Origin of the sequence: Yersinia kristensenii (assembly GCF_900460525.1) — a bacterium.
Classification (GTDB): domain Bacteria; phylum Pseudomonadota; class Gammaproteobacteria; order Enterobacterales; family Enterobacteriaceae; genus Yersinia; species Yersinia kristensenii.
Genome location: NZ_UHIY01000001.1, coordinates 2585605 through 2606679 on the forward strand (window position 1 = coordinate 2585605; position 21075 = coordinate 2606679).

The window sequence follows — 21075 nt, forward strand, 5'->3', positions numbered from 1 at the left end:
ATTTATTGCGAATAAGGTTTATTTCACCTTATGGTCAACCGCATGGGCATGTTCTACATCTTCATTTTTCCGGCTAAAGCGGCGGCGAACCACCACGAAGAACACCGGAACAAAGAAGATAGCCAGTACTGTTGCAGTTATCATACCGCCCATTACACCGGTACCAACCGCATTCTGTGCACCAGAACCTGCACCGCTACTGATAACTAGCGGCAGAACCCCAAGGATAAAGGCCAGTGAGGTCATCAAGATTGGACGCAGACGCATACGCACCGCTTCTAAAGTTGACTCCACCAAACCTTTGCCTTCTTTGTCCATCAAATCCTTAGCGAACTCAACAATCAAGATGGCGTTCTTGGCCGATAGCCCTATGGTGGTCAATAACCCCACCTGGAAGTAAACGTCATTTTCCAGCCCACGCAGAGAGGCGGCTAATAACGCACCGACCACACCCAGTGGCACCACCAACATGACAGAGAATGGAATTGACCAGCTTTCATATAACGCAGCCAGACACAAGAAGACCACAATCAGCGAGATGGCATATAGCGCGGGTGCTTGGTTACCCGACAAACGTTCCTGATAGGACATACCCGTCCAGTCATAACCCACGCCACTTGGTAATTTAGCGGCCAATTCTTGCATCAGATCCATAGCTTCACCGGTACTTTTACCCGGTGCGGCCTGACCCAGAATTTCCATGGAGGGTAAGCCGTTATAACGTTCCAGTCGCGGTGAGCCGTATTCCCATTTGGCGGTGGAGAAAGTGGCAAATGACACCATCTGACCCGCGTTGTTACGCACATACCACTTATCAATATCACCCGGTAACATACGGAATGGCGCATCCGCCTGCACGTAAACTTTCTTCACACGACCGCGGTCGATGAAGTCGTTTACATAGCTGCCGCCCATGGCGGAACCCAGGGTGGTATTGATATCAGAAATTGCTACGCCCAGCGCTTGTGCTTTTTCCTGATCCACTTCGATTTTGAACTGAGGTGTATCTTCCAGTCCATTAGGTCGCATTCCTACCAGCATATCCGGATGTTGCGCCGCCATGCCTAGCAGTTGGTTACGGGCTTCCGTTAACTTCTGATGCCCCACGTTACCTTGGTCAATTAACTGGAAGTCAAAGCCGGTAGCGGTACCTAATTCCACAATCGCAGGCAAGTTAAAGGCGAAGACTAAACCATCTTTAATTTGTGAGAAAGCAGCGGAGGCACGCCCGACAATGGCCGGAACTTTGTTTTGCTCACCAGGGCGTTCATCCCAGTTTTTCAAACTCACGAATGCCAGACCGGTATTCTGACCCTGACCACTGAAACCGAAGCCGTTAACGGTAAATACTGAGTTAACCACATCTTTTTCTTTGTCGAGATAATAGTCAGTGACCTGATTCAGGACTTTCTGAGTTCGTTCTTGGGTCGCACCCGCAGGCATTTGCACCATGGTCAGGAACACACCTTGGTCTTCTTCTGGCAAGAATGAAGAAGGTAAGCGCAGGAACAGCACGCCCATACCAATCACTATGGCCAGATAGATAACCAAATAACGACCGGTGCTGCGCAGGATATTGGCAACACTGTCGGTATAGTGGTGGGTGCTTTTCTCGAACATGCGGTTAAACCAACCGAAGAAGCCGGTTTTCGGGCCATGATCACCTTTGGCGATAGGTTTCAGCATGGTGGCGCACAGTGCTGGGGTCAGAATTAATGCCACCAGAACCGAGAGCACCATAGCCGAAACGATGGTAATAGAGAACTGACGATAAATCGCCCCGGTTGCGCCGCCGAAGAAGGCCATCGGAACAAATACGGCAGAAAGCACCAACGCGATCCCCACCAATGCACCCTGGATTTGCTCCATGGATTTCTTGGTGGCTTCTTTCGGTGGTAGCCCTTCCTCTTGCATCACACGTTCGACGTTCTCGACCACGACGATGGCGTCATCCACCAATAGCCCTATCGCCAACACCATCCCGAACATCGTGAGGGTGTTTATCGAAAAGCCAAAGGCGGAAAGAATAGCGAACGTCCCCAACAATACGACCGGTACCGCAATGGTTGGAATCAACGTTGCGCGGAAGTTTTGCAAGAACAGATACATGACCAAGAACACCAGGATGATAGCTTCGACCAACGTTTTAACCACTTCGTTAATGGAGATTTTAACGAACGGTGTGGTGTCATACGGGTAAACCACTTTCAGTCCTGCGGGGAAAAACGGCTGTAATTTTGCCAGTTCCGCTTTTACCGCAGCAGAGGTGTTCAGGGCGTTAGCCCCTGTCGCCAGCTTAATACCGATACCTGCCGCTGGCTTACCATTGTAACGAGCAATGATGTTATAGCTTTCAGCACCCAGTTGAACGATAGCCACATCTTTCAGGCGAACCTGCGAGCCATCTGTATTGACTTTCAGCATGATCTGGCTGAATTCTTCCGCATTGGTCAGACGGGTCTGAGCAATAATGGAGGAGTTCAGTTCTTGACCCGGTACTGGTGGCGTGCCCCCTAATTGCCCTGCGGCAACCTGGTTATTCTGTACTTTAATCGCGTTGATCACATCAACCGGCGTCAAACCGTAGTTATTCAGTTTGTGCGGATCCATCCAGATACGCATCGCGTATTGGGAGCCGAACAACTGAACATCGCCTACGCCTGCGGTACGGCTGATCGGATCTTTAACGTTAGAACCCACATAGTCAGCGATATCTTCTTGTTGCATGGTACCGTCTTCAGAAATAAAGCCGGCAACCATCAGGAAGCTACTACTAGACTTTTCAACGCTCACACCTTGCTGCTGCACTTCTTGCGGCAGTAATGGCATGGCTAATTGCAGTTTGTTCTGGACCTGAACCTGCGCGATATCGGGGTCAGTGCCTGAGTTAAAGGTCAACGTCAACTGAACGTTACCGGAGGAGTCACTGCTGGAAGACATATACAGCAGGTTATCGATACCGTTCATGTTCTGTTCGATAACCTGCGTAACTGTATTCTGCACAGTTGTCGCATCGGCGCCAGGATAGTTGGCGGAGATTGTAATTGCCGGTGGCGCAATGGTCGGATATTGCGCAACAGGTAATTTCATGATCGCAAGGGTACCCGCTAACATGATTATGATAGCGATAACCCAAGCGAAAATAGGGCGATCTATAAAGAACTTAGCCATGAATTACCGGCTCCTTTTAAGACTTCTTCTCTGTATCAGCCGGGGCTGCTTTTTGCGCCGGGTCAGTAACTTCCTGCACTTTTACCTGCACACCCGGTCTGATTTTTTGCAAGCCGGATACAATAAGACGATCGCCTGCTTTCAATCCGTCAGTCACCAACCATTTATTACCAATGGCTTGATTAGCAACCAGTGTACGCAATTCAACTTTGTCATCAGCACCAACAACCATGGCCGTTGCTTCACCGCGTGGGTTGCGCGTCACACCTTGTTGAGGCACTAACAGTGCATCAGGGCGGACACCTTCATCCAGACGGGCGCGGACAAACATCCCTGGTAACAGCGCTTCATTCGGGTTCGGGAAGATAGCGCGGATCGTGATAGAACCGGTGGTTTCATCCACGGTCACACCAGAGAATTCCAAGGTACCGGTTTCGGCATACTCAGAGCCGTTTTCCAGTAACAAGCGAACTTTAGCTTTACCGTTTTCCTGTTTCAGAGTGCCATCAGCCAGCTCTTTTTTCAGGCGCAGGAACTCATCACTTGACTGAGTCACATCAACGTACATCGGGTCAAGTTGTTGGACTGTGGTCAACGCGGTTGCCTGGCCACTGGTCACCAAAGCACCTTCAGTCACTGAAGATTTACCGGTACGACCACTGATTGGCGAGGTCACCTGAGTATAAGCCAGGTTAATACGGGCACTTTCTACCGCTGCTTTTGCTGCCAGAACGGAAGCATTAGCTTGCATAGAATTAGATACCGCCTGGTCATACTCTTGTTTACTGATGTAGTTAGTACCCAGCAATGGTTTATAGCGATTAACTGTCAGACGAGCGATTTCAGCCGCAGCTTGTGCTTTAGCTAAGTCACCTTTGGCGCTGTCATAAGCAGCCTGATAAGTGGCTGGGTCAATTTGATAAAGGGATGTTCCGGCGGTGACATCACTGCCTTCAACGTAGTTACGTTTAAGAATAATACCGCTAACTTGCGGACGAACTTCTGCAACACGAAATGCGGACGTGCGGCCAGGCAATTCGGTTGTGATATTCAGTGGTGCTGCTTTTAATGTCACAATGCCGACTTCAGGTGCCTGTTGAGCATGGGCTTGCGCCGCATCTTTGTCATTACATCCTATAAGTACTAAGCTGCCTGAAAGTACCAGAATTGCAGCCAGAGGCATTACCCCTCTGTTTTTGCTCATAGATAAACCTCAAGTGTCCGATTTTTAATTTAATTCAATGGATCACAAGCTTTAAAACCCATTGCTGCGTAAGTTATATGTGCGTGCTATGGTACATACATTCGTGAATGTATGTAAATCGCACCCCCTCGAAAAAACAACTCTATGGCACGAAAAACCAAACAGCAAGCCGAAGAGACCCGGCAACACATTCTAGATGCCGCAGTGCGGGAATTTTCTGCGCACGGCGTTTCAGGTACTTCACTTACTGATATTGCTGTCGCCGCAGGTGTCACCCGAGGCGCAATTTACTGGCACTTCAAGAATAAGGTAGACCTATTTAACGAAGTCTGGGAGTTATCAGGGTCTAAAGTTGATCTGCTCGAATTAGAGTATCAGGCAAAATATCCTGATAATCCACTCCGTATTCTGCGTGAAATACTCATTTATGTGCTTGTTTCTACGCGAGAGGATTGCCGGCGACGCGCATTGATGGAAATTGTGTTCCATAAATGCGAATTTGTCGGGGAGATGACCTCTTTCCACGATGCACGTAAAGTCCTTGATTTAGCTAGTTATGAGCGAATTGAGTCGGTTTTGCAAGGCTGTATTGATGCTAATCAGCTGCCCGTCAATCTTGATACCCGCCGTGCTGCGATTATCATGAGAGCCTATATTACAGGTTTGATGGAAAACTGGCTTTTTATGCCAGAAAGTTTTGATATAAAACAAGAGGCACCGGTATTAATTGATGCTTATCTGGAGATGTTAAGCCATGGGGTTTCATTGCTAAAAAAGATATAGGACTAACTGGAGATGTTTATATGAGCGAGAAAACGAATTCAATGGTTTTTATTGCCAATGGAGCAGCCTATGGCAATGAATCGTTATTTAACGCGCTGCGTCTATCCATCGCATTGAAAGAACAGCAGACAGACCTCGATTTGCGCTTATTTTTAATGTCTGATGCGGTTATTGCCGGCCTTAATGGGCAGCAACCCCGAGAGGGTTATAACTTACAGCAGATGCTGGAAATCCTTACGGCACAAAATGTCCCGGTTAAACTGTGTAAAACCTGTGCGGATGCCCGTGGTATTAGTGAGTTAGCCTTGGTTGATGGCGTAGAGATTGGGACTTTGGTTGAACTGGCTCAATGGACACTGGCGGCCGAGAAAATTCTGACGTTTTGAACAGCAAAAGAAAGATACCCATTAAATAATCTGATCAACCGCTATTTTGGGTTGTTACATTTCACACGTAAGTGCGTAGCTGCCCGCATTACTACAGCTATTCACGCTCTGAAAGACTTTTCTTATTATGACTCGCGGCTGAACGTGATACGATTTCAGCCTCTCTGTTGAAATGAAGTTCAAATATGAGCAGCAGATTTCACCATCCATATTCTTTACCCTTTTCTTTGCCGGTTTCTTTGTCAACAGGCGCGTTTTTATTACGTCTACAAATAATCATTACCCTGCTTATAATTGCATTGCTATTTTCGCCGTCACTTTTCGCTGCTGGAATGAATATAGATGTGCCGACGCGCAATGACGTGCTGAGCCAACTAGATGCATTATCAAAGCAAAAAATACTGTCGCCAGCTGAAAAGTTATCGCAACAGGATCTGACTAAAACGCTGGAATACCTTGATATTATTGAGCGTACTAAGCAGGAAGCGAGCCAACTTAGACAACAATTAGCACAGGCCCCGGCGAAGTTACGGCAGGCAACGGAAGGGTTGGATGCGCTTAAGAACAATTCAGCAGATACGCTGACTCGAGAGTCCTTGGCAAACTATTCATTGCGCCAGTTGGAATCACGTCTCAATGAAACTCTGGATGACTTACAATCCGCCCAAGAAGACCTTTCAGCTTATAACAGCCAGCTAATTTCCCTGCAAACTCAACCAGAACGCGTGCAAAGTGCGATGTATAACGCATCGATGCGTTTAATGCAGATTCGCAATCAACTCAATGGATTGGCTCCGAATCAAGAAGTTTTGCGGCCAGCCCAACAGCAAGCGCTATTGACTGAGCAAGTCATGCTAAACGCGCAGCTGGATCTGCAACGTAAAAATCTGGAAGCTAACACGACGTTACAAGATTTGCTGCAAAAACAACGCGATTACACCACTGCGCACATTAACCAACTGGAGCGTTATGTCCAAATACTGCAAGAGGTAGTCAGCGGAAAACGCTTAATTCTTTCAGAGAAGACAGCCAAAGAAGCGCAAGTCCCCGATGATGCAACTGATATTCAGAATGATCCATTAGTCAGCCGCGAATTGGCGATTAATAAAGAGTTGAGCCAGCAGTTGATTAATGCCACTAAAGAAGGCAACACACTGGTACAACAGAATATCAGAGTTAAAAACTGGCTGGATCGTGCTCTGCAGTCTGAACGCAATTTAAAGGAGCAAATTACCGTTTTACGCGGCAGCTTGCTGCTTTCTCGTATCCTCTACCAGCAGCAGCTCAATTTGCCGACCTCCGGTTTAATTACCAATATGGGGCCGCGCATTGCCGATTTGCGCCTCGAACAATTTGAAATTAATCAGCAGCGAGATCAGTTATTTCAAGGGGATGACTACATTCAATCCTTGATGACGGACAGTAAAGAGAAAGTCAGCCCTGATGTAGAAGACGCGTTGGGGCAGATAGTTGATATTCGACGTGAACTCCTGGACCAGCTGAATAAGCAGCTAGGTAACCAACTGACACTGGCGATTAATCTGCAAATTAATCAGCAGCAATTATTGAGTGTCAATGAGTCACTGCAGCATACGTTGACACAACAAATATTTTGGGTCAGTAGCAATAAACCCATGGATTGGTCTTGGCTGAAAGCTTTGCCGAGTGCATTAAAAGCTGAACTGAGTAGTTTTCACTTCACCCTATCATGGGATGACGTATTAGCCGGTTTAATTAAGTCGTTGGTATTCCTGATACCGATGCTGATTGTGGTGGGGGTGATCCGATCTCGCTACAACATGATTAATAAATATTTAGATAGGTTGGCCTCTGACGTCGGGCAATTAAAGCATGATAGCCAAATGCACACGCCTAAAGCCATTCTACTCACCTTGCTGAAGGTGTTGCCTGGGGCTTTGGTCATTTTGGGCGTAGGTTATTGGTGTTTACGTTCAGACTTCAATCTCAGCGATTTATTCTGGACCTTCTTCCAACGTCTGGCCCTATTCTGGCTGGTATTTGACCTGACATATCGCATGCTATCGCCTGGCGGCATCACTGAGCGGCACTTTATGATAGTGGCTGACCGATGTGCGCATTATCGACGTCAAATGGTGCGTTTGGGCGTTGCATTGCTGCCCGTTATCTTCTGGTCTGCCTTGGGGGAAAAAAGCCCACTTCGCTTGGTAGATGACGTTATCGGGCAGGTTGTTATTGTCATTGCATTGGCACTCTTGGCCTTGTTTGTCTATCCATTCTGCCGTGATAGCTGGCGTGAGAAAGACTCTCATGCGGTACGATTAGTGATAGTGACGGCAATAGCGGGAACACCGATCATATTGATCGGATTAATGATTGCCGGATATTTCTACACCACACTGCAACTGGCTGGCCGCTGGATTGATAGCCTCTATTTATTATTTTTGTGGAATATCGTTTATCTGACCGCTATTCGTGGATTAGGGGTTGCAGCGCGGCGCTTGGCTTACCGTCGCGCCATCGCTCGGCGACAAAATCTGGTGAAAGAGGGCGCAGAAGGAGGGGAGCCGGTAGAAGAACCCCCATTGGCATTGGAACAAATTAACCAGCAATCATTACGTTTGACGACTATGGTTCTGTTCCTGATTTTCGCCACCTGTTTCTACGCAATCTGGGCTGATTTGATAACAGTTATCTCCTATTTAGACAGCATCTCTTTGTGGCATTACACCACCACCGTGGCGGGGGCGAGTGTCGTGCAGTCTGTCACATTGGGAAATATGCTAGTGGCTTTAATGGCATTAGTGGTTGCTTATATTCTGACTCGCAACCTACCTGGCTTGCTTGAAGTGGTGATATTGTCGCGGCTACAACTGCGCCAAGGGACTTCTTACGCCATTACCACCATTTTGACTTATCTGATCACTGCTGTTGGTGCGATTACTGCACTTAGCTCACTTGGGGTTTCGTGGGATAAATTACAGTGGTTGGTCGCGGCTCTGTCAGTTGGTTTGGGATTCGGCTTGCAGGAAATTTTTGCCAACTTTGTCTCTGGTTTGATTATTTTGTTCGAACGGCCTGTGCGTATCGGCGATACCATTACTATCGGTACTTTCTCTGGTAATGTTAACAAAATACGAATTCGTGCTACTACAATCACCGATTTTGACCGTAAAGAAGTGATTATTCCGAATAAGGCCTTTGTAACCGAGCGGTTGATCAACTGGTCTCTATCCGATACCGTCACCCGAATTATTATTAAAGTCGGGGTTGCGTATGGCTCTGATTTAGCAAAAGTAAAAGAAATATTGCTAAAAGCAGCCCATGAAAACCCACGGGTGATGACAGACCCTGAACCTCATGTGTTCTTCCTTAATTTTGGTGCCAGCACCCTTGATCATGAGTTGCGTGTGTATGTGCGTGAATTACGAGACCGTAGTTATACGGTGGATGAATTGAATAGCAGGATTGATAAGCTATGCCGTGAGAATGACATTAATATTGCATTCAATCAGTTAGATGTTTATTTACACAAGCCCGACGGGACTGAAATTCAGGAAGTAAGTCGGCCGTTTGATACCAAAGAATTGCCCTCAGCACCGTCTAAAGATTCTGCAATCGGGGATACTAAACCTGATTTACCGGATATCAATAAGCCACTTGCTTAAGGCTATCTGACGGGTGAGATTGATAAACTCAATAACTCGCCTTGCAATGATTCACAGCAAGGCGATATCCGCTCGTATCGCCTCGGTTGCACCTCAAAACAAGCTGGTTAATCAGAGACTTGATTACGCAACTTGCGCTGATAATCAAGTTGCACGATAGCCAATGCTGCCAATGCCGTTTCCGGCGCTATCTCATTGCATTCCAGCAAGTAGATAAGATCTACTGCCAGTTGCAGTTCTGGTGATGCTTTTTCAACTGACATAATCTGGCCAATATTTGATTTTCGGTGAGTTAGAAAAGCCGGGTGAGGATACCTTGCTGCCGGTTTCCACCTGACTTGATTTCAATCCATCTACCTAATAGATTTCAAGCAGTACAACGGGGGCAAGTGAAAGAGCCCGATAAGCTCACATAAACAAGGGACTTGGGATATTGAGTCCTGTCAGCACACCTGCAACTTGAAACACGGTAGATATAAAACATTATAGAAAAGTATTCGCTATCGAAACCCTAATGATTCAAAAAATGTGATAAATATTCAAAAACCGTTCTCTTTTTTCTCAATACTGCGTTCTATTTTTATCAACGCCTGTCGGCAACGCATTAAACGTCCCTCTAATGCGGCAAGTTCTTTCTGTATTTTTTGCTGTTCAGTTAATAAATTTTGCTTACCCAGTTGGTTCTCTCTGTCCTGAATCATAGACAGTATTCGCCGCTCATAATCTTGATGTTCAGCCAGCTTATGGTAAGGATCTAGCTTATTATACTTGGGCTCAGGATTGGATTTTCTTAGCTTCTGTGTCGCTAACTCTCTTTGTAAGGCGGAGATTTGTGCAACCAACTTCTCAGCCAAGAAAGCGACCTGCTGTGTGCGATTGTCTGCAACGACCTGTTTCAGCTGGGCCATGTTTTTATGCACTTCCAGTAAATAATCGCGAAAACGGTTACCATGATTACCAAATAAATTCAGGTCAAAACGCGCTTGCTGAGACGGAGTATTGGCTTGTGGGCCAACTTGTGCCGACAATGCCTCTATTTGGCTTTCAAGCACCTGCAATAGCTTTTCTGTACTCATGGCGCTTCTCCCGAAGATCTTTCCGCCAGCTTGCCTTTGAATGCCAGTGGTTACAAGCAAGGTGATGGTTAAAACGGTATTTTGAACGAATAATGCTAAGAATACCTATTGATGCTAATGAGAGCATGCGTTAATGATAAAGGCACATTAATGAATGTATAATAAAGGGCGTTTATGTCTCGTTGGTTGTTGATAACTTTAGGTTGGCTCGCCGTGGTTTTGGCCACCTTAGGTATCGTGCTTCCTCTTTTACCCACTACGCCGTTTTTGCTACTGGCTGCATGGTGTTTTGCGCGTTCCTCTCCCCGTTTTCATCATTGGCTGCTCCATCGTTCATGGTTTGGTGGTTATATACGCACCTGGCAACAACATCGAGCTTTGCCTCCCGGCGTTAAATGGAAAGCAATATTGGTCACTGTCCTCACTTTTGCCGTTTCACTTTGGCTGGTGAAAATTTGGTGGGTCAGAAGCCTCTTGCTGGTGATATTAACGCTATTATTGATATTTATGTTGCGGATGCCAGTTATTGACCTATCGCAACAAAAAAGGCACTGAGTTGTTCACATCAGTTGCATTTTAATGCCAGTTTGCATAAATTTGAGCGTTTTCGTGCGCGGGATCTTCCCTCGTTGCGTCCTTAGCGTTAGGGGCGCAGTCATTTACTCTATCGAAGTGTTATGAGTCGATAGAATGAGTGACTCAATTGATGCCATTTTAACATCGATTGGCCGCGCTTTAGTATGTACAGCAGTTTTATCAGGCACAAATTATGACCGCTACTGCACCTAATACAGCACAACAGCTTGAATATATTAAAAACAGTATCAAAACTATCCCCGACTATCCGAAAACGGGAATACTGTTCCGTGATGTGACCAGCTTGCTGGAAGATCCATTAGCCTACGCTGCCAGCATTGAGCTGCTGACTGAACGTTATCTGGATAAGGGCGTGACTAAAGTCGTGGGTACTGAAGCCCGTGGTTTTTTGTTTGGCGCGCCAGTAGCTTTGTCTCTTGGGGTTGGTTTTGTTCCAGTCCGTAAGCCCGGCAAGTTACCACGTGCAACCATCAGTGAAAGCTATGAGTTAGAATACGGTACTGACAAACTTGAAATTCATACCGACAGCATTCAACCGGGCGATAAAGTCCTGGTTATTGATGATTTGCTGGCTACTGGTGGGACGATTGAAGCCACGGTTAAACTCATTCGCCGATTAGGTGGTGAAGTGACTGATGCTGCGTTTGTGATTAATTTACACGATCTGGGGGGCGAGGATCGCCTGAACCAACAAGGGATTACTTGTTACAGCTTGGTTGATTTCGACGGCCATTAATTGTAATGAAAATATCAGCCTCGCTGTCGGTAGTGGGGCTGAGTGAATATGCCCCTATCTGATTCAATTTATCTGGCGTTAATGCTTCTGGCAATTATCCTAATTGACTGTTTTTATATTAAATATAAAAATACTTATGATTTTGGTTCAATGTCATTGAGCTTCATTAGCACCAGAATTTAAATAGGCAGTTTCTCTTCTATCTCCTCGTGCAAGTTTTTCCTAAATACCAAGACTTAAAAATTAAAAATAAAGATACGCCACTGCAACTGAAATCAACCCAGCTTGCACAGCAATATATTGCCATTAATTTTCTGGGCAAGAGGGCGTACTGGATGATATAACCCATTGAAGTATAAGTGAATAATTAAAATAACCGTGTAATATTCATTGAAAACATTATTTCCTATCCTATAAGATTAATTAATTCACATTAAAATAGGATATTTCATACAAAAACACTCGAACTGTATGATATTTCCTACAGAATACATGAGTTATTTCTTGTATATATATTATATTGTATGAAATTATTGTAAATAACTTATATACAGTCATAATGCGGCGAAATTTTATTCTATTCATTTATTCTGCCCCAGCCGGGCAAATGAGGATATGCCTGTGCTGCGCGCCCATTATTTTATATTAATCTCTAGTGTGTTATTCCCAGCCATCATTGTTTCACCCTCTGGTAAAAGTGCTGAACCTGCTGCTCTTAAACAACAAAGTATTCATCAACAGGAACGGCAACGGGCACTGGAAGAGCGTTTGGCCCCCTCAGCGCCGGATGTACGCTTATCTGCTCCACCAGTCTCTTCAGGCCGACTCACTTTCCCGGTGGAGACCCCTTGCTTTGTCATCGACCATATTACCCTCAGCGGAACCGAGCCGTTACCTCGCTGGTTACCACTGCAACGACTTGCCGATCAAGCACAAGGTCAATGTTTGGGGGGACAGGGCATAAATCTGCTGATGAGCCAGATGCAAAACCGCCTGATTGATCACGGCTATGTCACTACCCGAGTGCTGGCCCCGCAGCAGGATTTGAACAGTGGTACGCTGGCGCTACAAGTGGTGCCCGGCAAAATACGTCATGTTGAGCTGACACCCGACAGTGACCGCCATGTTACGCTGTTCAGTGCTTTCCCCGCCCGCCCCGGTAACCTGTTGGATTTACGTGATATTGAGCAAGGGCTGGAAAACCTACAGCGCGTCCCCACCGTGCAAGCCAGCATGGAGTTGATCCCCGGAGAGGCCCCCGGCGAGACCGACATCGCCTTGAGTTGGCAACAGAACAAAATGTGGCGGTTGGCCGCTTCGCTGGATGACTCTGGCACCCGCAGCACTGGCCGCTATCAAGGCGGCGCGACCCTATTTCTGGATAATCCGCTCTCTCTGAGTGACCTGTTTTATGTCTCTGCCGGTGGCTCAATAAAAAATCGCGGCAATAAAGGCACCAATAACCTGACCGGCCATTACTCACTCCCCTTCGGCTACTGGACTGTCGGCATGACCGCCAGCAGCTATGACTATCACCAGACAGTGGCGGGTCTCAATGGCGATTACGGCTATCGCGGCGAAAGTGAAAATGTATCGCTACAACTTAGCCGCCTATTGCACCGCAATGCCAGCCAGAAAACCACTCTGATCTACGATGTACTGACTCGCTCGTCGAAAAACTACATCAATGATACCGAAGTGGAAGTGCAACGTCGCCGCACCTCGGCCTGGCGTGTTGGTTTAGAGCATCGCCACTTTATCTCGCAAGCCATACTGGACGCGGGTGTCAGCTACCAGCGCGGTACCCGCTGGTTTGGTGCAGTGCCAGCACAAGAAGAGTATGTCGGCGAAGCCACTGCTCTCAGCAAAATTCTGCGGCTGAATGCGCAACTGGATATTCCTTTTGCCATCCAAAAACAAAACTTCCATTACAACCTGCAATACCAGCGGCAAAGCACCAACACGCCACTGACGCCACAGGATCAATTCAGTATCGGTGGCCGCTGGACGGTGCGCGGTTTTGATGGCGAACGCACACTAAATGCTGATCGCGGCTGGACGGTACGCAATGATCTCGGCTGGTATACCCCGTTGCCGGGGCATGAGCTGTATGTCGGCGTGGATTACGGCGAGGTCGGTGGCCGCAGTGATCCTTACTTACTGGGCCACCATCTGGCGGGTGCGGCTTTGGGTGTGCGTGGCAACGTGCTCAATACCCGCTATGACCTGTTTGCGGGCAAACCGCTGTCTAAACCCGATGGCTTCAAAACCGACTCGATAACCCTGGGCTTTAACCTGAACTGGCAATACTGATGCGCCTTATTAACCCTTTAGCTGTTGAGAATGACCATGAATAAGAATCTGTACCGTATGGTCGGTGTCAGCGCCTCATTAGGCTCACAAAAATCGTCCTCGCAGCAGCATCAGGAACAGACCAGTGTGACTGGCTCGACCCTGACCGCGGGCAACAACCTGACGGTGACAGCCACCGGTGACGGGAACAGCGGCGATATTCTGGTGCAAGGCAGCCAGCTTAAAGCTGGCGGCGATACCACCTTAGACGCCGCCCGTGACTTGCTATTACTCGGTGCCGCCAACACGCAAAAAACTGACGGCAGTAACAGCAGCAGCGGCGGCAGCGTAGGGGTCAGTCTCGGCCTGAATGGTGCCAGCAGTGGCCTGAGCATCTTTGCCAACGCCAATAAGGGCCAGGGCAATGAGCACGGCAACGGCACCAGCTGGACGGAAACCACCCTCGACAGCGGCGGTACCCTGTCGCTAAACAGCGGCCGCGATACTTCACTCATCGGCGCTCAGGCCAGCGGCGAAAGCGTCAAGGTGGATGTCGGCCGCGACCTGCTGCTGCAAAGCCAGCAAGACAGCGATAACTATGATGCGAAGCAGACCAGCACCAGCGGTGGCGTCAGTGTCGCGGCGGGTGGTGGTGGCTCGGCCAACCTCAGCATGAGTCAGGACAAACTGCACAGCAACTATGACTCGGTGCAGGAGCAGACCGGCATCTTTGCGGGTAAAGGCGGTTTTGATATCACCGTCGGCGAGCATACTCAGCTGGATGGCGCAGTGATTGCCAGCACCGCAGACCAGAGTAAAAACAGTCTGGACACCGGCACGCTCGGCTTCAGTGACATTGAAAATAAAGCCGATTTTAAAGCGGAACATCAGGGCGGCAGCCTGAGCACTGGCGGCCCGGTGGGGTCTGACCTGTTGAGCAATCTGGGCGGCGTGGTGTTGTCGGGGCTGGGCAATGACGGCCATGCCGAGGGCACCACTCAGGCGGCGATCTCGGAGGGCAGCATCACCATCCGCGATACCGATAAACAGCAGCAGAATGTCGATGACCTGAGCCGCGACACCGACCATGCCAACGGCAGCATCGGCCCAATATTTGATAAAGAGAAAGAGCAGAACCGGCTGAAAGAAGCGCAACTTATCGGCGAGATAGGCGGTCAGGCAATGGATATTGCGCGGACGCAGGGAGATATCCTCGGGCTTGAGGAAGCTTTGAAACGCCATCCTGAGTTGCAAGGCAATGTAGAAGCCTTGCGCGAAACACCCGAATATAAAGCCGAAATGCAGAAATACGGCACCGGCAGCGCACTGCAACAAGGGCTTCAGGCCGCCACCGCCGCTATCCAAGGTCTGGCGGGCGGGAATATGGCACAAGCACTGGCGGGGGCTTCTGCACCGTATCTGGCTGAGGTGATTAAGAAAAGCACCGGAGATAATCAGGCGGCCAATGCCATGGCCCACGCCGTATTGGGCGCTGTCACCGCCTACGCCAGTGGCAACAGTGCGTTAGCGGGCGCGGCAGGTGCGGCTACCGCCGAGTTGATGGCCCCGGTTATCATCGCCGCCATGGGTTGGGATAAAAATAATCTCAGCGAAGACCAGAAACAGACCGTCAGTGCGCTGGCCACACTGGCCGCAGGATTAGCCGGTGGATTGACCGGCGACAGCACCGCTGATACGGTTGCCGGTGCACAGGCTGGGAAAAATGCGGTTGAGAATAATGCGCTGGGTAATAAAAAGGGCTGCGGCCTGGATCCACTCGCATGTAGAGACCCATTGATAGAGGGCGGAGGTATTCGTGGTGGTGGCATATCAGCCAAAACACCTACGGGTTCAAAAGGAAATGTGCTGAAAGTTCAAGATGGATCTAATAGACCAACTACTATTAACGATCGGCAATTTTCAGGACATGCTTTAGATCGCATGCAAAAACAAGGAATTACACCAAGTGTTGTAGAGAATGCTATCAAACCTGAAAATGCAGTTAAGGGAAAAGTACCAGGAACTACTGCATACCATGATAAAATGAATAATATTACGATAATAGTTAATGAAAATACTGGTCGGATAGTGACTGTTGATTTTGGGCTAATAAAACAATGATAAAAATAACTGATTTTCTTGTGACTGATTATGATATGAGACAGATTAATCTCATGAAAGAGTTGGTAGACAGCTATGAAAAAAAAGAGCTCGATCTAATTACTTTAATTAATAAACTGAGGGCTTTGCTAGATTGTTTACAAAATGTAAATATTGAATGGAAACAGTGCTTTCATGAAAACTGGTTTACTTTAGAGCAAATTTATGCGGTTTCTTTAGATGAAAGTAAGCCTATAAGTGAATACAATGACTATTTGATTGAACCTATTGCTAATATTATAAAGTTATTAAACTAAATGAAGATAAGTGAGTATGACAGACGGCAGCTTTCCTTAATTAAGGAAAGACTAAGCTCATTTATGTCAAATAACTTATCTTTAAGGATTTGATCGACGATCTTGAAGGTTTGTTAGATTGTTTAGAATCTATTAATGCTGAGTGGAAAGGGGCATTTCATGAGCATTGGTTTATGTTAGAACAAGTTTATGCTGTAGCACTTTTTCGAAATCAATCAATTAATCAATAGCGATGATCCTGACATACTAGAGGCTGTAAAGCAGCTAGAGGCTCTATTAAACAGTTAATTTTAGGAGCGGCTCTTTCATTACAATATTCTGGTGCAAGGCAGCCAGCTTAAAGCTGGCGGCGATACCACTTTAGACGCCGCCCGCGACTTGTTGCTACTCGGAGCCGCCAACACGCAAAAAACTGACGGCAGTAACAGCAGCAGCGGCGGCAGCGTGGGGGGCAGTCTGGGCTTGAATGGCACCAGCAGTGGCCTGAGTATCTTCGCCAATGCCAATAAAGGGCAAGGTAATGAGCATGGCAACGGCACCACCTGGACGGAAACCACCATCGACAGCGGCGGTACCCTGTCGCTAAACAGCGGCCGCGATACTTCACTAATCGGCGCTCAGGCCAGCGGCGAAAGCGTCAAGGTGGATGTCGGCCGCGACCTGCTGCTGCAAAGCCAGCAAGACAGCGATAACTATGATGCGAAGCAGACCAGCACCAGCGGTGGCGTCAGTGTCGCGGCGGGTGGTGGTGGTTCGGCCAACCTCAGCATGAGTCAGGACAAACTGCACAGCAACTATGACTCGGTGCAGGAGCAGACCGGCATCTTTGCGGGCGCTGGCGGCTTTGATATCACCGTCGGCGAGCATACTCAGCTGGATGGCGCAGTGATTGCCAGCACCGCGGACCAAAGTAAAAACAGTCTGGACACCGGCACGCTGGGCTTCAGTAATATCGACAATAAAGCCGATTTCAACGCTGAGCATCAGGGGGCGGGCCTGAGTTCCGGCGGGCCGGTGGGGTCTGACCTGTTGAGCAATCTGGGCGGTATAGCCCCGTCGGGTATGAACAATGACGGCCATGCCGCGGGCACCACTCAGGCGGCGGTCTCTGAGGGCAGCATCACCCTCCGGGATACCGATAAACAGCAGCAAAATGTCGATGACCTGAGCTGCGATATCGACAATGCCAACGGCAGCATCGGCCCGATATTTGATAAAGAGAAAGAGCAAAACCGCCTCAAAGAAGCGCAACTCATTGGCGAGATAGGCGGTCAGGCGATGGATATATGAACATACTGTTGATCCAAAGAGCACCGTCCTGTAAGGAAAGCATGAAAAAGTGTCGGCAGTTTTTTCTGCCACCATGGCTGACGGATGCTCGTCCTCAGTGGTATCAATTTTGAAGCCCGGATATCAGTGTGCATCAATTCTCTGGCGAGGCTAACCCGCCTGTATCACTCATAAACGCTATATTGACTACGCCTAAGCTAAAACTTTGTTGATAGATTTGAATACATTTTTCTATGTTACAGAAACTAAGAATCATTTATTACTGTCTTGCCGGGTACAACAAATAGACAAGTCTACGTCCGCAAAGTAAATTTTTGGGAATGACAATGGGCGTACTGGTACACTAAGATTCAGCCTGTCACTATTCGGGTGAATGTATTCGAAAACAGACCACTAAATACTTGGGTAGATTGTGGCTTTTTTATGAGTGACTAAATTATTCTTTACAAATCAACGATGAAGTATTAATGAGCTATCAGGTTCTTGCCCGTAAGTGGCGCCCCAAAACGTTTGCAGACGTCGTTGGTCAGGAACACGTCCTGACGGCGTTAGCTAATGGCCTTTCATTAGGGCGAATTCATCACGCCTATTTGTTCTCTGGCACCCGCGGGGTAGGTAAGACTTCTATAGCCCGGTTGTTGGCCAAAGGGCTTAATTGCGAAACGGGTATTACTGCTACCCCTTGCGGCACCTGTGCGAACTGCCAGGAAATCGAGCAAGGCCGTTTTGTTGACTTGATCGAAATCGATGCTGCCTCTCGGACTAAAGTCGAAGATACCCGAGAGCTGTTGGATAATGTCCAATATGCGCCCGCCCGTGGCCGCTTCAAGGTCTATTTGATCGACGAAGTTCATATGTTGTCTCGGCACAGTTTCAATGCATTGTTGAAGACGCTTGAAGAGCCGCCTGCGCATGTGAAATTCCTGCTGGCGACGACAGATCCACAGAAGCTGCCCGTCACCATACTGTCCCGTTGTTTGCAGTTTCACCTTAAGGTCATTGATGTTGAGGTGATTCGTGCCCAGCTCGAAAAAATATTGTTAGCTGAGCAAATCAGCAGTGATGCTCGCGCATTGCAATTACTGGCTCGAGCCGCTGATGGCAGTATGCGAGATGCACTCAGTTTGGCCGATCAAGCTATCGCGATGGGGGATGGTCATGTCACTACCGCTACCGTCAGCCAAATGTTGGGAACGCTGGATGATGAACAGCCATTGGCGATTATTGAAGCGCTGGTGAGTGCAGATGGCGCGCGAGTGATGGCTCTGCTGGAGCAGGCGGCTTCACGGGGTGTTGACTGGGAAAACCTATTAGTTGAAACCTTAAGTTTGCTGCATCGCATTGCGATGGTGCAGCTATTGCCATCCATGCTGGATAATCACTACGCCACTATTGAGCCGCGACTACGTGAGCTGGCGCGAACCCTGCCGCCTACAGATATCCAGCTGTATTACCAGACATTGCTGGTGGGGCGAAAAGAGTTGGCCTACGCCCCTGACCGCCGCATGGGGGTTGAAATGACCTTATTGCGTGCATTGGCGTTTCACCCTAAAGCGATAATTGCCGAGCCGCAGACTGTGCCAATCAGTGCTCCTGCAGCGCAGGCTGATAATACGCAGCCGCAACATACAGAGACGCCGGTCTATGCTCAACAGGTGCCACAGCATGAGGCTCCGCCATTAGGCGCTGTTGCACCGGTCAATACCTCGCTCCCTGATTCCACCGCACAATTGCTTCAAGCGCGCACGCAGTTATTGCGACAATCGGGGACAACCACACCAAAAAAGAATGAGCCGGCGGCGCCAGGAAAAGCGCGGCCGGCAAACTCAGCACTGGAGCGTTTAGCTTCGGTGACTGAGCGTAGCCAGCAGCGCCTGGCGGCTAAATCTACGGAAGAAAAAAAGCCAACGAAGAAAGAAGCCTATCGTTGGACGGCGCAGAATCAACCGGAGGTATCGGCTGAGCCTATCGCTACACCAAAAGCATTGCGCTCTGCGTTGGAGCATGAAAAAACGCCCGAGCTTTCTGCTAAGTTAGCTCAAGAGGCGATGGCGCGAGACTCATGGGCCGCAGAGATAGATAAGCTACAAATTCCCAAATTAGTGCAGCAACTTGCATTGAATGCATTTAAAGAAGAAATAGAACCGGGTAATATTTGCCTTCACTTGCGTTCTGCCCAGCGCCATTTAAACTCGCCTTCGGCACAAAAGGCACTGGCAGACGCATTGAGCGAATTACAGGGGACTGCTGTCACACTTAGCGTTATCGAAGATGATAACCTGACGGCGCGTACTCCGTTGGAATGGCGGCAGGCCATATATGAAGAAAAGCTGGCACAAGCACGCCAGTCAATTATTGCGGATAATAATATTCAAACACTGCGTCGTTTCTTCGACGCCGAACTGGATGAAGACAGTATCCGACCGGTTTAACCGCTGCGATAAGTGCATGGTGCACTGACGCGGCCCCTTGCTATGAGAGATGACTATGTTTGGTAAAGGCGGTATTGGCAATTTAATGAAACAAGCCCAGCAGATGCAGGAAAAAATGCAGCAGATGCAGGAAGAAGTCGCCAAATTGGAAGTTACCGGTGAATCTGGCGCGGGCTTGGTAAAAGTAACCATCAATGGGGCGCATAACTGCCGCCGGGTTGAAATCGACCCAAGCTTGTTGGTTGAAGAAGATAAAGAAATGCTGGAAGACTTGATTGCTGCCGCATTGAACGACGCTGCTCGCCGTATCGATGAAACACAAAAAGAGAAAATGGCGTCTGTATCCAGTGGTATGCAATTACCACCAGGCTTTAAGATGCCGTTCTGATGCAAACCAGTCCACTCCTTGAGTCATTAATGGAGGCGCTGCGCTGCTTGCCGGGTGTCGGCCCGAAATCAGCGCAGCGGATGGCATTCCAACTGCTACAACGTGATCGTAGCGGTGGCATGCGTCTGGCGCAGTCTTTGACTCGGGCAATGTCCGAAATTGGCCACTGTGCTGATTGCCGTACATTTACCGAGCAAGACCATTGCACTATATGCTCTAATCCACGACGGCAGCAAAATGGCCAAATCTGTGTGGTCGAAAGCCCGGCAGATATTCATGCTATCGAGCAAACCGGTCAGTTTGGCGGGCGATATTTTGTGCTGATGGGGCATTTATCTCCCATGGATGGTATTGGCCCAGGTGATATCGGTTTAGATTTGCTGGAAAAACGGCTTGAAACTGAAACCATCACTGAAGTCATTCTGGCGACTAACCCGACAGTCGAAGGGGATGCTACTGCCAACTATATCGGCCAGATGTGCGGTCAATATGGGGTGTTAGCCAGCCGTATTGCGCATGGCGTACCGGTGGGGGGCGAGTTGGAAATGGTTGACGGCACCACCTTATCCCACTCATTAGCAGGGCGAAATCCTATTAAGTTTTAATTTCATCAAGTCACTATCCCCTTAACGCTGGTGGGCGATTGTTTTGTTATT

General features: G+C 48.4%; 14 protein-coding genes, 2 pseudogenes and 1 other annotated feature. Of the genes and pseudogenes, 12 read left to right on the forward strand and 4 right to left on the reverse strand.

Features of this window, described 5'->3' with window-relative positions; genetic code table 11:
- Positions 1 to 18: 18 nt before the first annotated feature.
- Both acrB and acrA read right to left on the reverse strand, forming a co-directional pair.
- Positions 19 to 3171 carry an efflux RND transporter permease AcrB gene (gene acrB / locus DX162_RS11775; protein ID WP_049557750.1) on the reverse strand — a complete coding sequence of 1051 codons (3153 nt, stop codon included), beginning with the start codon at positions 3169 to 3171 and terminating at the stop codon, positions 19 to 21.
- A gap of 16 nt (positions 3172 to 3187) precedes the next feature.
- Complete coding sequence (gene acrA / locus DX162_RS11780) at positions 3188 to 4375, reverse strand: efflux RND transporter adaptor subunit AcrA (RefSeq protein WP_032820899.1); 1188 nt, start codon at positions 4373 to 4375, stop codon at positions 3188 to 3190.
- Positions 4376 to 4519: 144 nt separating this feature from the next.
- Here acrA and acrR point away from each other — a divergent pair, with 144 nt between their 5' ends.
- The 3 genes from acrR to mscK all read left to right on the forward strand — a co-directional run bounded on the left by acrR (position 4520) and on the right by mscK (position 9191).
- On the forward strand, positions 4520 to 5158 hold the full coding sequence (gene acrR / locus DX162_RS11785) for a multidrug efflux transporter transcriptional repressor AcrR (RefSeq protein WP_004392628.1): 639 nt from the start codon (positions 4520 to 4522) through the stop codon (positions 5156 to 5158).
- A gap of 20 nt (positions 5159 to 5178) precedes the next feature.
- Complete coding sequence (locus DX162_RS11790) at positions 5179 to 5544, forward strand: DsrE/DsrF/TusD sulfur relay family protein (RefSeq protein WP_032820898.1); 366 nt, start codon at positions 5179 to 5181, stop codon at positions 5542 to 5544.
- 185 nt (positions 5545 to 5729) lie between these two features.
- Positions 5730 to 9191: a mechanosensitive channel MscK gene (gene mscK, locus DX162_RS11795; protein ID WP_004392625.1), complete on the forward strand. Its 3462-nt coding sequence runs from the start codon at positions 5730 to 5732 to the stop codon at positions 9189 to 9191.
- Positions 9192 to 9298: 107 nt separating this feature from the next.
- On the opposite strand, the gene rsmS is transcribed toward mscK, so the two are convergent.
- Positions 9299 to 9454: a pleiotropic regulatory protein RsmS gene (gene rsmS, locus DX162_RS11800; protein WP_004392624.1), complete on the reverse strand. Its 156-nt coding sequence runs from the start codon at positions 9452 to 9454 to the stop codon at positions 9299 to 9301.
- Positions 9455 to 9730: 276 nt separating this feature from the next.
- Positions 9731 to 10267: a primosomal replication protein PriC gene (priC, locus tag DX162_RS11805; RefSeq protein ID WP_004392623.1), complete on the reverse strand. Its 537-nt coding sequence runs from the start codon at positions 10265 to 10267 to the stop codon at positions 9731 to 9733.
- Positions 10268 to 10441: 174 nt separating this feature from the next.
- On the opposite strand from priC, the gene DX162_RS11810 reads away from it, so the two are divergent.
- From DX162_RS11810 to recR, 9 genes and pseudogenes are all read left to right on the forward strand, one after another.
- Complete coding sequence (locus DX162_RS11810; protein ID WP_032820897.1) at positions 10442 to 10822, forward strand: DUF454 family protein; 381 nt, start codon at positions 10442 to 10444, stop codon at positions 10820 to 10822.
- A 214-nt stretch (positions 10823 to 11036) separates the two neighbouring features.
- Complete coding sequence (apt, locus tag DX162_RS11815; protein WP_004392621.1) at positions 11037 to 11600, forward strand: adenine phosphoribosyltransferase; 564 nt, start codon at positions 11037 to 11039, stop codon at positions 11598 to 11600.
- Between the two features lie 615 nt (positions 11601 to 12215).
- Entirely contained in the window at positions 12216 to 13913 is a 1698-nt protein-coding gene (locus DX162_RS11820; RefSeq protein WP_004392618.1) for a ShlB/FhaC/HecB family hemolysin secretion/activation protein, read from the forward strand.
- 57 nt (positions 13914 to 13970) lie between these two features.
- A pseudogene (locus tag DX162_RS11825) lies at positions 13971 to 16013 on the forward strand (hemagglutinin repeat-containing protein); the annotation flags it as partial.
- Positions 16014 to 16066: 53 nt separating this feature from the next.
- Entirely contained in the window at positions 16067 to 16309 is a 243-nt protein-coding gene (locus DX162_RS11830) for a hypothetical protein (RefSeq protein ID WP_004393645.1), read from the forward strand.
- A 312-nt stretch (positions 16310 to 16621) separates the two neighbouring features.
- Positions 16622 to 17596 (forward strand): annotated as a pseudogene (locus DX162_RS11835) (hemagglutinin repeat-containing protein); the annotation flags it as partial.
- A 470-nt stretch (positions 17597 to 18066) separates the two neighbouring features.
- Positions 18067 to 20031 carry a DNA polymerase III subunit gamma/tau gene (gene dnaX / locus DX162_RS11840; protein WP_032819870.1) on the forward strand — a complete coding sequence of 655 codons (1965 nt, stop codon included), beginning with the start codon at positions 18067 to 18069 and terminating at the stop codon, positions 20029 to 20031.
- Positions 19362 to 19425 (forward strand) — a sequence feature (DnaX frameshifting element). (Overlaps the previous gene by 64 nt.)
- A 55-nt stretch (positions 20032 to 20086) precedes the next feature.
- Positions 20087 to 20419 carry a YbaB/EbfC family nucleoid-associated protein gene (locus DX162_RS11845; RefSeq protein WP_019081276.1) on the forward strand — a complete coding sequence of 111 codons (333 nt, stop codon included), beginning with the start codon at positions 20087 to 20089 and terminating at the stop codon, positions 20417 to 20419.
- Positions 20419 to 21024: a recombination mediator RecR gene (gene recR / locus DX162_RS11850; RefSeq protein ID WP_004390671.1), complete on the forward strand. Its 606-nt coding sequence runs from the start codon at positions 20419 to 20421 to the stop codon at positions 21022 to 21024. The genes DX162_RS11845 and recR overlap by 1 nt, the downstream gene beginning before the upstream one ends.
- The last annotated feature ends 51 nt before the right edge of the window (positions 21025 to 21075 follow it).